Raw genomic sequence first — 16,483 nt, 5'->3', positions numbered from 1 at the left:
CTAAACCTATATGTTGTGCGTGTAATATTGTTAGAAGCTTCACTTTGGTGTTCTGAGCTATTCACTTCTAAGAACAATAAGTGTCGCTAATTTTTGCGACACTATAACCTGTTATTTAAATGAAATGGCATACCTAATCGAACCGATTTCAAGTTAAATGAGTTATTGCACAACGGGTCACAAAACCGCGTTTCATGACTCCTTGGCGTTTAACGTGTTCTCAACGTGCAAACTGTCCTCAGTTCTCGAATCCGAGCCTTTAGAAAAGAACAACGCATACATAGCAGGAATCACCAAAAGTACGACAGGCAATGAGAACAACAGACCATAGCCCAGCGTAAGCGACATTGGCCCCATAAACACATCCGTTCCCCCTAACCCGTAGGCGAGAGGCAGCAAACCAGCCACCGTGGTCAGCGATGTCATCACAATCGGACGCAGACGACTGACCGCAGCTTGAGTCACTGCATCTATCGCGTTCAGACCTTCAATTCTTAATTCGTTGATTCGGTTAATCAGCACCAAAGAATTATTAACCACAACACCCGTCATTCCAAGTACGCCAATCAGTCCAAACAGAGACATCGGCTGCATGTGTACGACCAATGCCATCAACGAAGCCATGATCGCAAACGGGATAACCGCCATAATGAGCAGTGGTTGAAGTAATGAGTTGAACATTACCGCCAATACAAAGTAGATCGCCACCATCGCTGCAGGGAACACCACCATAAAGCCACTCATCGTCTCGTTGGTGCTTTCAGCTTCACCGCCTACGTTAATCGTCACGCTTGATGGGTATTGACCTGTAAGCTCTGTGACTAGCTCATCGGCTAATGCGACTGGACTAATGCTTTCATCAGACAATGCAGCGGATACCGTAACTTCGCGCTCACCATTGTAGTGCTTGATGAGTCGCGGGATTTCTATCTGCTCAACCATAGCCAAGCGACTCAACGGTACTTGCTGTCCATCGGCCGTGTAGATTTTAGTGGTCTTCAACTTTTCAAGGTCACGAAATTGCTCGTCCAATACCACTCGAATATCAACTTCTTGATCCCCGAGCCACGTGGATGTCACGCTGTTACCATCAAATCCTACACGCAGCGCATTCGATAAATCACTCACCGTCAAATTGTATTTCGCCAACCAGTGATATTGAGGAACAATATTTAGTTGAGGATCTTTCAGTGCCTCACTGTGGTTGATGCTGGTCACGCCTTGGTAATCTTCGAGCCAAGCCATCACTAGCTCAACGGTTTGGTTGCGTTCACTCTCTGTTCCACCAAGCACTCGAACCTCAACAGGCTCACCGGGAGGCGGACCACCAGCATCAATTGAGAACTTGATGAACATGTCACCTGACAACTGCGCTAGCTCTTCATTCAGTGATGCAATGATCTGCTCAGCTGAACGGCTACGCTGATCAAAGTTCGTCAGGTTAATAGTGCCCTGTGATACTGGTGATGAATAAACCAATTCGTAGCTGACCAGTTCCGTTTCTGGCAGGGATTCAATCGCTTGCTCTATCGACTGATGGGCTTCTCGCACCTTGCTTAGCGGAGTGCCAGCCTTAACTTCGGTATACACCTCAATGTATTTTCCCGCTTCTGTCGGGAAGATATCCACTTTCAACGAAGAGACTAAAAAACCAGAAATGGCGAATCCAACTAACGCCAATGCAATCACTGACTTCTTATAGTTCAGAGCGAGATTGAGCAGCGAAAGGTAGTGGTTCGCTATCCATTCAAATCGATCCTTTTTTTGCGCCTTTGAGCTGCTCTCTTTCGCAGAGGCTAAGTGTGCAGGCAGCGTGAGAGTACATTCAATGAATGAGAACACAAGTGCTGCAATAACGGTAATCGGAATCACCGCAACCGCCTTGCCCATGGTGCCAGGAATAAACATCATTGGGATAAACACTAAGGCAGTGGTCACTAGGCTCGCCATCAACGGCTTAATCACCTTTAGCGTTCCAGATACCGCAGCATCAACACCCTTTTTACCCGCTTCCTTTTCTTGGAAAATACTTTCGGCAATGATCACTGAATCGTCGACGATAATGCCTATCACCAACAGCAGTGCAGCCAACGTGATGCTGTCTAAATTAAGCCCCATAATAGGCAAAACGATCATCACACCAAACACACAAAACGGAATAGAAACCGACACCCAGAAAGCGACACGACGTTGTAGGATCATGCTCAAGATCAGTAGAACCAGCACTAAACCTATCGCACCGTTGGTTGCCACGATAGAGAACTTCTCGCCCATGTCTTTACCAAGATCTAGACTTGTTTGGAAGATGAATTTTCCGCCAGTGCGTTCGCTTTCTTGGTCTAACAGAGCCTTGATACTGTCGATAGTAGCAGTTACATCGGCACTACCACTGTTTGTGATAGAGAAAATCACCGCAGGCTTACCGCTCATCACCGGATCTTCTGTTGCTCGCGCGAAAGTATCGATAACGTTCGCTACATCAGACACGCGAACGACTTGACCAGAATCCAGCGCCTTAATCACGATGTTAGACACATCATCGACCGACGCCACTTTAGTCATGGTGACGATCTTCTGCTCTTGGCTCCATGATTCAACAAATCCGCCCGACTGCGACAGGTTGTGCTGCTCGATCGCGGTGCTGATATCATCAAAGGCGACTTGGTAACGGCGTGCTTTTTCAGGGTCTACTTCAACCCAAAACTCTCGCTCATTAAAACCAGAAAGCTTGATAGAACCTACGCCACCAAGGTTGTTGATTCTCTTTTCTAACTGATACGCGTAGTGCTGCAATGAAGCGGGATCGGTGTTGCTTTCTGATAGGCTCACACCAAAGTGATACACATCCAAAGAAGAGGTTTTCTGCTGAGTCACAACTGGCGGCGAATCAATGTCTTTCGGCAGGTTCCCGACTCGGTCTACCGCTTGCTGTATATCTCGTAAGATCACCGCAGCATCTTCACCGGGCAAATACTCAACCTCGATAAAAGAACGCCCTTCTGAAGATTCAGACGAAAAGTAGGCAATGCCATCCACAGAGCGAAGTTCTTTCTCTATAGGATTGGTGATGTTCAGTTCAATGTCTTGAGCTGTTGCACCGGGATAACTGGTTTCAATTTCCGCCGTGTCCATCGCAACATCTGGGTACTCTTGTAAATTGAGCTGCATTAACGACATAGCGCCCGTTAGCAACACCATGACTGTGATGATACGGGCCAAAAACTGACGATTCGCGAAGTATGCTAAGAAGTTCATCGTTACTGCCCTTTACCTTCGTTTGATGTTGCTTGATCCAATGCGACTTGAGCCGTTGTGATGCCTTGAATGGAAAGATCTGTCGAAGCGTAAACCGACATGCCGGGCTTAAACTCATGGCCTTGGTTGGTGATCTCGACCAATACTGGGTAGGTCAAATTCTGCATCTCGACACCAATGCGCTGCACGTTAGATTCCATTTTTATCTCTGGGTTGGTTTCAGACCACACCACCACTTCTTGACCAACAGTGAAGTGCTTTAAGTCATACTCACTCGCCATAAACGACAGAGTCACTTTGTCGATGTTGACCACTTCATAGAGCAAATCTCCCTCGCTCACCCAAGCCCCTGATTGCGTTGGTTTGTTGGAGATGTAACCCGAAATTAGGGACTCAATCTGAGTGTTTTCGAGATCCACTTGCGACTGTTGGTAATCAATTTGAGCAACCGAAACCGCGGCTTTGGCACTCAAAAACTTCGCTCTTGCCGTATCTAATTCCCCCACTGACAGGCTGTTTTTCTTAATAAGAGCTTGATAGCGGTTATAGGTTGCTTTTCGTAGCGCAAGGTCCGCCTCGGCCAGAACAAGATTGGCTTTAGCCTTATTGACGCTAAACTTAAAATCATCGGCTTTTATCTGAGCCAGTATTTGTTGTTGGTTTACGGCGTCACCCACTTCAAGGTTATTCATCTCAACGACACCGGGCACCTCTGCCACCACACTGTGTTTGTTCAGACCTTGAACGTGACCGATTAGCTCGGTTGCCTGAGCTAGTGATATTTGAGCTGTAGAAACTCCAAGAAGAGCTGCAAGCGCGATAATTTTAGTGTTCATAATTCAACCCTCACCTATTGACGAGGGCTATTGTTAAATTCACTTTGTCGAATTTAAGTCGAAGTGGATTCGACATTTAAAAATAATCGGATGACGTTGTATTTTTGTGCTCAACACTATCAATTAGACATAAATTCGACATAATTTTAGATAGGCTACATTGTTGATAGGGGCAAATCTTTAGGTGAGACAGATGCTTGAGCGCAGTCGTATTTTGGTTGTTGAAGACAATATCGAACTTCAAGGCATTATTGCCGACTTCTTAGAGGTTAAAGAGGCCGTTGCAGATTATGCTTCCGATGGCGAACAAGGCCTCAATCTAGCAATGCAAAACGACTTCGATGCGATAATCCTAGATGTCATGCTACCCAAGCTTGACGGAATGCAGGTGGCTTCGAAATTACGTCAAAATGGCATAACGACACCGATTTTGATGCTAACTGCATTGAATGGCCAAGAGGACCTATTGAGTAGCTTTAATTCTGGAGCCGATGACTTTGTCACTAAGCCGTTTAAATTTCCAGAATTAGAGGCTCGTCTATCAGCACTTATCAAACGCAATAAAGGCTTGGTTGCTCAAAAGATCTTGAGCTATGGCAAGGTAACGATTGATGAGAAAACCCACACAGCCTCAAGAGATAAGCAACCCCTAACCCTGACACCTATCTTGTTTCAGATCCTGAGAGAATTGGTGAAAGCTCAAGGTGGCGTCGTGTCTCGTGAAAGCTTGATATACATGCTGTGGGGCGAGGACATTCCAGATAAAGACGTACTCCGCAGCCATATCTACCTGCTACGAAACGTGCTCGATAAACCGTTCGACTTTCCAATGCTGAAAACAATTCCAAAACACGGTTTTCAATTAATCTTGTCTGATAGTGAGTCTCAATAAAGATGAAGATTCGAACTAAGTTAGGAAACTCAATCGAGGATGTCAGAATCCGTACCATGCGTACCTTTTCGGTCATCGCTTTGGTTTCTTCATGTGTAGTGTTTTTCGTGTTCTCGCTTCGCTTGGTTTGGCAGGAAGAAGCCCAAATCGAAAACCACCTCAAATCATTCAAAGGCGTAGCTGAGGAGTTCTACCATCAACTATCCCCTGAAGGCAGCTTAAAGCTCTCGGACAACGTGACGGTTTATTATGGTAAAGGCGACTTTACCGACCAATTGAAAAAGCTGCCACCAATGGCTATTGATACGGTAGCTCGCCAGTACTTTGAAGTTAGACTTTCTGAAGAGCACATGCTTATCCCTGGAGTCGTCGTTTACTACTTTACTTTCGAAGACCAAGGACAAACGATTCCGACTTACATCACCATCAGCTCTTTTGAGATGGATTTATGGGACGATAGTTGGGGTGTACTAATGATAATCTCAACACTATTGATGCTAAGTTTGATCGTCGTTTTACGAGCAACCCTTAAACGAGTGTTTGATCAGCTAATGGCGCCAATTTCCGATCTCAGTACTCAACTCAGTAAACATGAGTCAGACAGCTTCAAAGTGCCGGAGCGCACGGTTGATGAGCTGCAGATGCTCACCTCGCACCTCAACAGCTACTCAAAAATGAAAGACAGGCTTGCCAAGCAAGAGATGATGTTTGCCAAATACGCGAGCCATGAATTAAAAACACCGATCTCGATTGTCACAGGCGCAGCGGAACTTCAAGCAATGAAGCCTAACGACCTAGCATTTCAAACCAAACAACGTGAGCGTATTCTGGGCGCAGCCAATGGCATGAGCGCAACCGTTGAAGTGCTGCTGAGCATTGTTAAACAAGAGAACTCTTCAACGGACAAAACACTTACAGCGATTAACCAAGAATCTATCGATATATCGAAGTACCGCGGCATGCTAGCGGCTGGCGTGGAGTTAGTTCTGAATGTTGAACCAAACACCAAGCTCAACATGCCGTTAGCGCTGGTGAACATGGTGCTGAAGAACTACATTGAAAACGCGATCCGATTTACCACGCAAGGTAAAATCACGGTAACCATCAACTCAAATACCATTTCAGTTTCTGATACTGGAACAGGCCTGAGCGAAGATGCCAAAACGGAACACGGCCTTGGCCTTATCATCGTTAAACGTATCGGTGACAGCTATGGCTGGACTTCAATGCTGATTGATAACACGCATTCAGATTCGACACCAAACAACTCTGGCTGTACCGCCGTCTTCGAAAGGAAGTCTCATTAACAGCCGCCAAAAACAAAAAAGGACATCGAGTGATGTCCTTTTTAATGAATCTGAGCAATAAACTACTCCGCCTTTCCTTTCACACCACAGCCTTTAATCACCAGTTGAGTAATGAACTCAGCGGCATCGGCATAGTCTTTATCATCGAGCTGCTTTTTCTGCATTACACTGCAAATCTGCCAGCCAAAATCGGCGTAGGTTTGGGTGGCTGCCCAGATGGTAAACATCAGGTGGTGTGCAGGGACGTCATCCATTAAGCCTTGCGCCGACCAAGTTGAGAACTTATCGAGGATCATCTGGGATTGTTTATACAGCTCGTCACCGATCTCTTTTGGTAACACTTTCGCGCCGGACATCACTTCATTGGCAAACACTTTAGAGGCGTGTGGATGGTCGCGAGAAATGATCAGCTTGGTTTGAATATACTGAGACAAGGCTTCAACAGGATCGCTGAGTTCTTCAATCGGACGAGACGCTTCTAGTAAAGGTTGAGTGACGGTTTCAAGCACAGCGTTGTAGAGCTTATCTTTAGAGCTGAAATAATAGAATACGTTAGGTTTGGGAATGTCGGCCGCTTTTGCGATATCGGCCATTTTTGTTGCGGCATAACCATGAGTGGCGAATTGTTCACACGCGACTTCGATGATTAAATCTTGATTCTTTTGTCTGATCCTAGACATATTGCATCCTTTACAGCTCGTTACTGAAATCATAGTAATCAACGTGCTTCATTAGTCCAGAAGATAATTTCAGAACTCAAGGTCACAGCATTGATAACAATAAAATGGTCGCTCTATTTGTTAAGAAGCGACCATTCCATACCCTGCGTTTGAACTGTCCAAATTAAAGAATCAATATCGCTCTGAAGTCATTCACGTTAGTCAACGTCGGGCCCGTGGTAAGAAGCACATCGACTTGCTTGAAGAAATCGTAACTGTTGTTGGCATCGAGGTAGTCTTGCGCTTTAAGCGACAGGCTCGAACCTTGTTGCCATGTTTGAGGTGTAATCCACGCGCCCGCATTGTCTTCCACACCATCAATCCCGTCGGTATCGGCAGCCAATGCAAATATATTGTCTTGACCTTTGAGCTCGTTATATAGGCTCAACAAGAACTCACAGTTACGCCCACCGCGACCATTGCCTTTAACGGTTACTGTGGTTTCGCCACCAGAAAGTATCACGCAAGGCGCCTCAAATGGATGCTTATGATTGGCCACTTGCTTAGCCAGCGCAGCGTGAACCTTCGCGACATCTCGCGCTTCCCCCTCTATGCAATCACTCAACACATAAGCCTGAATGCCCAAGCCTTCAGCTTCTGCAGCAGCGGATTCCAATGCCGACATTGGTGTGGCGATAATATGGTGCTCGGCGTTTTTCCAACACGCGTCATCTGGTTTCACGGTTTCTGATTCTGGGTTGTTCAACCATTCAAATGCCGAAGGTGGTGTTTCAATTCGATAACGTTCCAGTATTGCCATCGCATCAAAGCGGGTGGTGGTGTCTGGTACGGTTGGGCCCGATGCAATCACACTGATGTCATCACCCGGCACATCTGAAATCGCCAATGAGACGACTCTTGCTGGGTAAGCGGCCTTTGCTAGTCGCCCACCTTTGATTGACGATAAATGCTTACGCACACAGTTCATCTCATCAATAGCCGCGCCAGATTTAAGCAGTGCTTTATTGATTTGTTGCTTCTCTGCCAAGCTGATGTCACCACCGGGCAGACTTAACAAAGCAGAGCCGCCGCCAGACAATAGGCAAATAACCGTATCGTCAGCGCTCAAGTCACTCACCAATTGCAGCATACGTTGGCTTACTTCTAAGCCCATCGCATCCGGAACTGGGTGCGCCGCTTCAATCACCTCAATATGTTCGCAAGGGGCGGTGTGCTCATAACGAGTCACCACCAGGCCTTCAAGGTCACGCAACGCAAGGTCTTGTTGTTTCTTTGCCTGCCAAACCGCTTCAAGCTCAGCTGCCATTGATGCGGCTGCTTTTCCTGCTCCTATCACCACAGTTCGCCCAGCTTGGTTAGCAGAGCGATAAAAAATGTCTTGAGGAAGAAAAGGTTCGATGTGATTTTTAGGTAGCGCCTGATTAACAGCACTTGAGAAAAGGGTTTGCAGAAACTGCTTAGCATCAATGTCCATCAGCCACTCCTTAGTTGACGGAGAAAAAAAGAACCCCGATACAAGGCCAAAGGGTGCCTGCTAAGATCAAGTTGGAAAGGAACAACTTCAACCTCTGCCTCGTATCAGGAACGCGTATAAAAGGAGACGAAACTACGCGATTTATAAACAAACTGTTTGAAACTGGTGGGCTTACTCATCGATGTATTGTCGAGGCGTAAAGTAGATTCACTATTCGACATTACATACGATGCCAGCCCGTATTCATCATTAAAACGAGGTTAACGAATCGAGTGGTCAGAACGCTTCTCTATTGCTTGGATAAGTGCAGAGTGGTCCCAGCCTTCACCGCCCATTTCGGCACACTCGCCAAACAACTCTTGAGCATTAGCCGTATTTGGCAGTGCAACCCCTAGCTCTTGTGCGCCCGTTAGCGCAAGGTTAAGGTCTTTCTGGTGTAGTGAGATTCTAAAGCCAGGGTCGAATGTGCCTTCAACCATACGCTCGCCGTGCACTTCCAGGATCTTAGAGTTGGCAAAGCCGCCCAATAGTGCCTGACGTACACGTGCTGGATCAGCACCGGCTTTTGAGGCAAATACTAAGGCTTCGGATACCGCTTCGATATTCAGAGCAACGATGATCTGGTTCGCAACCTTACACGTTTGGCCAGCACCGTTATCACCCACCAGCGTGATGTTTTTACCCATGGTTTCAAATAGCGGACGTGCTTTATCAAAGGCGTCTTGCTCACCACCAACCATGATAGTCAGCGCAGCATTGATAGCACCGACTTCGCCACCTGACACTGGAGCATCTAGGTATGACGCACCACCTTCGTTGATTCGTGCGGCAATCGCTTTGGTCGCGATTGGCGAGATTGAACTCATATCGATAACCAATTTTCCAGCCGCTCCACCCGCCGTTAGGCCTTGCTCGACACCGCTATCACCAAACAGGACATCTTCCACTTGAGGCGTATTAGGCACCATTAGGATAATGACATCCGCCGCCTCTGCCGCTTCTGCTGGTGAGTGGTAGACCGTTGCACCTGCTGCCACAAGATCGGCAGGTGCTGCATTAAAATGATCCGACAGAATCAAATCGTGACCTGCTTTCTGAAGGTTACTCGCCATAGGTTTACCCATGATGCCAGTTCCGATAAATGCAATTTTAGACATGTTGTTCTCCTTAACGTTTGAGGGTTACCAGACGCAATTAACGGTACTGGTGTAGCCAACCAAGGCCTTCTGTCGTCGTTGTTTTTGGCTTGTATTCGCAGCCAACCCAGCCTTGATAGCCAAGCTCATCAAGATAATTGAGCACGAATGGGTAATTGATTTCTCCGGTACCCGGTTCGTGTCGGCCTGGATTATCCGCCAGTTGCACGTGTGCGATCTGACCAATGTTCTGTTGCATGGTCGGCGTAAGATCGCCTTCCATAATTTGCATGTGATAAATATCGTATTGGATAGAAAGGTTATCGCTCCCAACCTCCTTAATGATCGCTTTGGCTTGCTCAGTGGTGTTCAAGAAGAAGCCCGGAATATCGCGGGTATTGATCGCTTCTATCACTAAGCTGATGCCTTCTGCTGCTAGCGCGTTTGCCGCGTAATGCAGGTTAATCACAAACGCTGATTGCGCGTCTTGTTGGGTCACACCTTGCGGAACAATCCCGGCCAAGCAATTCACTTGAGTACAGCCGAGTGCTTTTGCGTAAGCGATGGCTTTAGGTACGCCCGCTTGAAACTCTTCAACTCGTGCAGGGTCGACCGCGATACCACGGTCGCCAGCGTCCCAATCACCCGCGGGCAGGTTGAATAGCACTTGCTCTAGGTTATTAGCGTCGAGCTTTGCTTTGATTGCTTCAGCATCAAAGGCGTAAGGGAAAAGATATTCCACACCTTGAAAGCCCGCTTCTGCGGCAGCTTCAAAGCGGTCCATAAAATCAACTTCCGTGAATAACATTGACAAGTTTGCTGCAAATTTTGCCATGACTCTGTCCTTATGCTTTATCTGTAAAAATCTGGTTGTTTGTAGTAAAGCCTCGCTCTATCGGAGGCTTTCCGTAGGGCTAAACCTCAGCTCTACGGATACACATTACTTAATGATTACTTGTACGCCAGCGCCGTTGGAGCATCACCGCGGCTTTCCGCAAGCGGTTCAAATTCGTTGATCGCATTAATCTCAACGCCCATCGCTATGTTGGTTACTCGCTCAAGAATCAGCTCAACAACAACCGGGACTTTATGCTTGTTCATCAGCTCTTTTGCTTGCTCAAACGCTGCTGCAATTTGCTCTGGTTCACGAACTCGAATCGCCTTACAACCTAGGCCTTCAACAACTGCGACATGGTCTACCCCGTAGCCTTCAAGCTCTGGTGCGTTCTGGTTATCAAACGCCAGTTGTACACAATAATCGATATCAAATTGGCGCTGCGCTTGGCGAATCAAACCTAGGTAAGAGTTGTTCACCAGTACATGGATGTATGGCAGGTTGAACTGAGCACCTACCGCCAGTTCTTCGATCATGAATTGGAAATCATAATCACCAGAGATAGCGACGATATCGCGATTTGGATCAGCAGCTCGTACGCCTAATGCGGCTGGTGTTGTCCAACCTAGCGGGCCAGCTTGACCACAGTTAATCCAGTTACGAGGCTTATAAACATGCAGGAACTGAGCGGCAGCAATTTGCGACAAACCAATCGTACTCACATAACAAGTGTCACGACCAAATGCCTTGTTCATCTCTTCATAAACACGCATCGGTTTCATTGGCGCTTCATCGAAATTGGTTTTACGCAGCATGGTCGACTTGCGTTCCTGACACTCACTTGCCCAAGCATTTCGGTTTGGCAGCTTGCCAGCATCACGCCACTCTTGCGCCACTTCAACCATTAGCTCTAATGCTGCTTTCGCATCAGAGACTATGCCCAAATCCGGACAGAACACACGGCCGATTTGAGTTGGTTCAATGTCCACATGTACGAACTTGCGACCTTCGGTGTAAACATCCACGGACCCGGTATGACGGTTGGCCCAGCGGTTACCGACACCAAACACGAAGTCAGAGTTGAGCATGGTTTCGTTACCGTAACGGTGAGAAGTTTGTAGCCCCACCATACCCGCCATTAAGTCATGGTCATCTGGGATAGAGCCCCAGCCCATCAAGGTTGGGATTACTGGCACACCGGTGATTTCTGCAAACTGCTGGAGCAATTCAGATGCGCCAGCGTTAATCACGCCACCGCCCGATACAATCAGCGGTTTTTCAGATTGAGACATCATAGTTAATGCTTTCTCAACCTGCGCGCGAGTTGCTTGCGGTTTGTAAGGTTCTAGCGGTTCATAGGTATCGATATCAAACTCAATCTCAGCCAGCTGAACATCAATCGGTAGATCTATCAGGATTGGCCCCGGGCGACCCGAACGCATCAAATGAAAGGCTTTTTGGAATGCGCGTGGCACTTGTGCAGGTTCCAGCACCGTGGTTGCCCATTTAGTGACTGGTTTAGCGATAGATTCAATGTCGACCGCTTGGAAATCTTCTTTATGAAGACGAGCACGGGGCGCTTGGCCTGTGATGCATAGAATTGGAATCGAATCAGCAGACGCAGAATAAAGACCCGTGATCATGTCCGTTCCGGCAGGGCCAGAAGTACCAATACACACACCTATATTGCCTTGATTAGTACGCGTGTACCCTTCAGCCATATGGGATGCTCCCTCTACGTGGCGAGCTAAGACGTGGTCGATTCCTCCGAGCTTTTTCATAGCCGCATACATAGGGTTTATTGCTGCGCCGGGAACACCAAATGCGATGTCTACACCTTCACGTTTAAGCACTTCTACCGCTGCTTCAATCGCTTTCATAATTGCCATTCGAACCTCCAGTTCAGATTGTATACAATTAAACTAACTTTTGTGTACTATGAACCATCCTCGCTATTTATCAACCCCAAAATGAAACAATTTTGTTACACCAACCCATCACATTAAGTACGCACTTACCCCGAAAAGCTTACAATTCATTGCTTTACATAAAATATCTTTACGTAAAAATAAATTACAAAAAGATCAAATGATAAATAAATGTTAAATACCGTTTGCTTGTTTACAATTTCTACAATATAAATACCCTTAAAAAGAGCACTTTGTATACAAAGTGACATCGTATTGTTTAAAGGAGACAAGAATGATGAATGACGTAAAAGAGAGAGAAGAAGTACAATGTATGCAGGTACTTGGGAAGATGGACAACTCCGAGTACAAAGAGATCTTGTCTAAAGATGCATTAAAATTCTTAGAAGCTCTCGTCAATAAGTTTGGAGATCGCCGTCATACCCTGCTAAGTGGCCGCGACGTAAAACAAGCTCAATATGACGAGGGTGAGTTACCCAATTTTAGAAAAGACACCATTTCCATTCGCCAGAATAAAGAGTGGAAAGTGGCGACACCGCCACCAGAATTGCTGGATCGCCGAGTAGAGATCACCGGGCCTATCGAAAGAAAGATGGTGATCAACGCGCTAAACTCAGGCGCGAAAGTCTTCATGTGCTGCTTTGAAGATGCGTCTTCTCCTACTTGGGCCAACATGGTCGAAGGGCAAATCAACCTAAGAGATGCCAACCTTGGCACCATTAGTTATTTCGATGAGAAGAAGCAGAAGCGTTACCAATTAAACGACGATCCTGCACTGCTGATCGCACGCCCACGAGGGATCCACCTTCCTGAGCAATCCATCCAATTCAACAATCAGCCTATCGGCGGTTGCTTGATGGACTTCGCCTTGTACTTTTTCCACAACTATCAATCACGAGCACAACAAGGTTTAGGGGTTTACTACTACATTCCCAAACTTGAGAGTATGGAAGAAGCACAGTGGTGGGACGATATTTTCAGCTTCACCGAAAACTATTTCCACGTGCCCAAAGGCACCATTCGTGCGACGGTTTTGATTGAGACACTTCCAGCAGTATTCCAAATGGAAGAGATCTTGTACGCAATGCGTGATCATATCGTGGCAATGAACTGTGGCCGTTGGGATTACATCTTCAGCTACATCAAAACGCTGAAAAACCATAAAGACCGCATCCTGCCTGACCGCCACGGGATCGGTATGGATCAAGAGTTCCTAAATGCCTACAGCCAGTTGTTAGTGCGTACTTGTCATGCTCGCGGTGCACTGGCGATGGGTGGTATGTCGGCTTTTATTCCAGCGAAAGATCCGCAAGAAATGGCACGTGTAACCGCCAAGGTAATCGAAGATAAGCAAAGAGAATCTCAGAACGGACACGATGGCACATGGGTCGCGCACCCTGCACTGGTTGATTTGGCAATGTCGATCTTTGATAAGCACTTAGATGGCAAAGTAAACCAAATGGATTTTCAAAGCCCGGAGCATGTAATCAATGCCGACTCGTTGCTAAAACCTTGTGAAGGCAGCCGCGACGAAGCCGGTGTGCGCAAGAATATCCGTATTGCGCTTTATTACATCGAGGCTTGGATTCAAGGCTACGGTTGTGTACCTATCTACGGCCTTATGGAAGATGCCGCCACCGCAGAGATCTCAAGAGCCAACATCTGGCAATGGATCCACCACGGCGTCACGCTTGATGACGGCCAAACCTTTACCAAACAACTGTTCCACTCTTGGCTTTACCAAGAGTTAGACACAATAAAACATGAAGTCGGTGACTCGCGCTATACAGCAGGTCGATTTGAAGAGACAGCTGATCTTTTCTATCAACTTTCTACAGCCGAAAAGTTCGCTGCCTTCCTAACTTTACCCAGCTATGGGCTATTACAAGAGTCCAGTTAGGACTCTTGTACCGATCTGAATCAGTCAATGATATTCACAAACAAGAGTAATGATTGGCTGGCTAAGCTTGGTACGTATGCCCCTTGAAAAACTAGGAGATAACATGGGAAGTTTGACTCTACAACAAGCGTTAACCATCATCGATGGAACCTTAAAAGCAGGAAACAAGATCCACACAGAACCTTTGACGGTCGCCGTCTTAGACAGCGGTGGCAAGCTGATTTCTCTGCAACGTCAAGATGGCTCTAGCATGATGCGACCAGACATCGCGATTGCTAAAGCGTGGGGGGCACTCGCACTGGGTTGTTCCTCTAGAAAACTCGCCCAAGATGCTGACAACCGACCAGCATTCATCTCCGCCGTAAACGTGCTCGCACACGGAAACATGGTACCTGTTCCAGGGGGACTACTGATTCGAGACAAGGATAAAACCGTACTGGGTGCTATCGGCGTGAGCGGTGACATCTCAGACATCGATGAAAGCTGCGCCATTAATGGCATTGGTTGTGCAGAACTATTCAGTGACGAGATGCTACAAGCTTAACTCGCTAACTCTCTGTACTTGAAATTCTTAGACAGGAACAAAAAAACCGAAGCCAGATAGCTTCGGTTTTTTTATTCATAAGTTGCGCCAACCACACTAACGAATAACGTGTGATTAGACAAAGAGCACTAACGTACAAGAACCATTAAGCGCGTCCATTTTGTGTCTTGCTTCAGCTTGTTAGACAACCAGTAATCAACACTAAACGATCCTGCCCCTAGAGCCGCTAAAGCCAGATACCCACCAGCAACAGAGAAGTTTTTGTAGAAGTTAATCATTTGACCCGATGAACTTGGGTCGAAGTGAAACATGACACCAGAAACCAAAGAGAAAAATGCAATCGATAGCGCAGTAAAGCGAGTCATAAACCCAGCTAGAATCGCAAGCCCGCCACCAAGTTCAAGTAGGATAACTAAAGGTAAAAAATGAGCGCTGACGCCTTGAGACGCCATGTATCCCGCCGTTCCTTCATAGCTAAATAACTTTCCCCACCCCGCTTGAATAAACAAGTAAGCTAATAAAATACGAGCGAGAAAAGTCAATGTGTCGTTCCATCTGGTGTTCATATACTAAGCCTTCTTAAAAATTTACACGTAGGTTATTCGACTTGGCATTAAGATGATAACGAGAAAAATAGAACAACTTGTTTGAAATTTTAGTAGACATACTCGCATACAAATTACTGGCTAAAACCGAAGATTAAAAAGCCCTATTACTGTTACCATTACCTTAAGCTCACTGGAACACTTGCCTAATTTTTATTGATTTTATGAAGACTCTGAAGAAAACACTGCCGCTCGATACCTTACAAATACTGGATGTTCTACAGCGTGAAGGAACGTTTTCCGCAGCCTCTGCGCATCTCAATCGATCCGTTTCTGCATTGAGTTATCAGATTCAAAAGTTGGAAGAGGATCTCGGTATCTTGATTTTAGATCGTTCAGGACACAGAGCCGTATTTACTCAAGTAGGACAAATGTTGGTGGAAAATGGTCGCCAGTTGCTCGCGGGATCAGATGAACTCATAAACCAAGTACAACGTTTCTCCAGCGGTTGGGAAAGCGAACTGTTTGTTTCCTATGACGGCATTATCGGACAAGACATTGCGTTGTCATTAATCGCAGATATGGCAACGGAATGCAGCACGCAACTGTATGTCCAAGAGGATATTTTGTCGGGAGGCTGGGAAGCGTTAATCTCAGGAAAAGCAGATATTCTCATCTCATCGATGCCCAATATCGAGCTACCGAATACCGTGAACATTAAAACCATCGGCAGCGTAGAGATGATCTGGGTCGCCGCGAAAAATGCTCCCATTTTAAGCGAGCCGAATCCGCTCAGTGAATCAACTCGTCGGGGACACACGATCATCGCAGTCGCAGATACTGCCAAATCAGCGCCTAAGACCACTAAAAATATTTTATTGAATCAGAAAACCAGTACGGTCAGTTCAATGAGCAGTAAGTTAACGGCAATTCAACGTAACCTTGGTATCGGTACCCTGCCTAAACAGCTTATAAGCGCCGAGTTAGAAGCCGGAAGTTTAGTGGAAATTGGCCACGCAAGAACCGTTGATATCGTGCTCGCGTGGCAAATAGGCAACATGGGAAAAGCCAAAACACTCGCTTTGAAAAAGTTAGAAAAGTGCTGGAGAGCGTCGGCTCAAACTCACTAGTTCGATTCTATTAAGACACTC

Annotated in this window: 13 protein-coding genes; 5 read left to right on the top strand and 8 right to left on the bottom strand. The window is 46.5% G+C overall.

Annotation, left to right across the window (positions count from 1 at the left end; genetic code table 11):
- Positions 1-192: 192 nt before the first annotated feature.
- Together OC193_RS23685 and OC193_RS23680 are read right to left on the bottom strand one after the other, a co-directional pair.
- Positions 193-3,255, bottom strand: a complete 3,063-nt coding sequence (locus OC193_RS23685; protein WP_048663861.1) for an efflux RND transporter permease subunit — start codon at positions 3,253-3,255, stop codon at positions 193-195.
- 2 nt (positions 3,256-3,257) lie between these two features.
- Positions 3,258-4,091 carry an efflux RND transporter periplasmic adaptor subunit gene (locus tag OC193_RS23680; RefSeq protein WP_048663862.1) on the bottom strand — a complete coding sequence of 278 codons (834 nt, stop codon included), beginning with the start codon at positions 4,089-4,091 and terminating at the stop codon, positions 3,258-3,260.
- Between the two features lie 193 nt (positions 4,092-4,284).
- Here OC193_RS23680 and OC193_RS23675 point away from each other — a divergent pair, with 193 nt between their 5' ends.
- On the top strand, positions 4,285-4,983 hold the full coding sequence (locus OC193_RS23675; protein ID WP_048663863.1) for a response regulator transcription factor: 699 nt from the start codon (positions 4,285-4,287) through the stop codon (positions 4,981-4,983).
- Between the two features lie 56 nt (positions 4,984-5,039).
- The gene (locus tag OC193_RS23670) at positions 5,040-6,290 is read left to right on the top strand and encodes a sensor histidine kinase (RefSeq protein WP_053083654.1); all 1,251 of its coding nucleotides are present in this window, start codon (positions 5,040-5,042) and stop codon (positions 6,288-6,290) included.
- A gap of 62 nt (positions 6,291-6,352) precedes the next feature.
- On the opposite strand, the gene OC193_RS23665 is transcribed toward OC193_RS23670, so the two are convergent.
- From OC193_RS23665 to gcl, 5 genes are all read right to left on the bottom strand, one after another.
- Entirely contained in the window at positions 6,353-6,970 is a 618-nt protein-coding gene (locus tag OC193_RS23665; protein ID WP_048663865.1) for a TetR/AcrR family transcriptional regulator, read from the bottom strand.
- A 163-nt stretch (positions 6,971-7,133) separates the two neighbouring features.
- The gene (locus tag OC193_RS23660) at positions 7,134-8,444 is read right to left on the bottom strand and encodes a glycerate kinase type-2 family protein (RefSeq protein WP_048663866.1); all 1,311 of its coding nucleotides are present in this window, start codon (positions 8,442-8,444) and stop codon (positions 7,134-7,136) included.
- A 260-nt stretch (positions 8,445-8,704) separates the two neighbouring features.
- Positions 8,705-9,601, bottom strand: a complete 897-nt coding sequence (locus OC193_RS23655; protein WP_048663867.1) for a 2-hydroxy-3-oxopropionate reductase — start codon at positions 9,599-9,601, stop codon at positions 8,705-8,707.
- A 37-nt stretch (positions 9,602-9,638) separates the two neighbouring features.
- Entirely contained in the window at positions 9,639-10,415 is a 777-nt protein-coding gene (hyi, locus tag OC193_RS23650) for a hydroxypyruvate isomerase (protein ID WP_048663868.1), read from the bottom strand.
- A gap of 116 nt (positions 10,416-10,531) precedes the next feature.
- The gene (gcl, locus tag OC193_RS23645) at positions 10,532-12,304 is read right to left on the bottom strand and encodes a glyoxylate carboligase (RefSeq protein WP_048613984.1); all 1,773 of its coding nucleotides are present in this window, start codon (positions 12,302-12,304) and stop codon (positions 10,532-10,534) included.
- Positions 12,305-12,617: 313 nt separating this feature from the next.
- Between gcl and aceB the strand changes: the two genes are divergently transcribed.
- Positions 12,618-14,243 (top strand): malate synthase A, encoded by a 1,626-nt coding sequence (gene aceB / locus OC193_RS23640; RefSeq protein ID WP_048663869.1) that lies wholly within the window; start codon positions 12,618-12,620, stop codon positions 14,241-14,243.
- A 103-nt stretch (positions 14,244-14,346) separates the two neighbouring features.
- A complete protein-coding gene (locus OC193_RS23635) occupies positions 14,347-14,787 on the top strand; it encodes a GlcG/HbpS family heme-binding protein (RefSeq protein ID WP_008220964.1) in 441 nt (146 codons plus the stop codon).
- Between the two features lie 128 nt (positions 14,788-14,915).
- Here the strand turns inward: OC193_RS23635 and OC193_RS23630 are convergent, their stop codons facing one another.
- Positions 14,916-15,353 (bottom strand): DoxX family protein, encoded by a 438-nt coding sequence (locus tag OC193_RS23630; protein WP_048658916.1) that lies wholly within the window; start codon positions 15,351-15,353, stop codon positions 14,916-14,918.
- Between the two features lie 203 nt (positions 15,354-15,556).
- Between OC193_RS23630 and OC193_RS23625 the strand changes: the two genes are divergently transcribed.
- Positions 15,557-16,462: a LysR family transcriptional regulator gene (locus tag OC193_RS23625; protein WP_048658915.1), complete on the top strand. Its 906-nt coding sequence runs from the start codon at positions 15,557-15,559 to the stop codon at positions 16,460-16,462.
- Positions 16,463-16,483: the final 21 nt, after the last annotated feature.

The sequence above is a fragment of the Vibrio crassostreae genome (genome assembly GCF_024347415.1).
Taxonomy (GTDB): Bacteria; Pseudomonadota; Gammaproteobacteria; order Enterobacterales; family Vibrionaceae; genus Vibrio; species Vibrio crassostreae.
The sequence above is the reverse complement of the archived record's forward strand: the minus strand, read 5'-3'. Positions and strand labels throughout refer to the sequence as shown.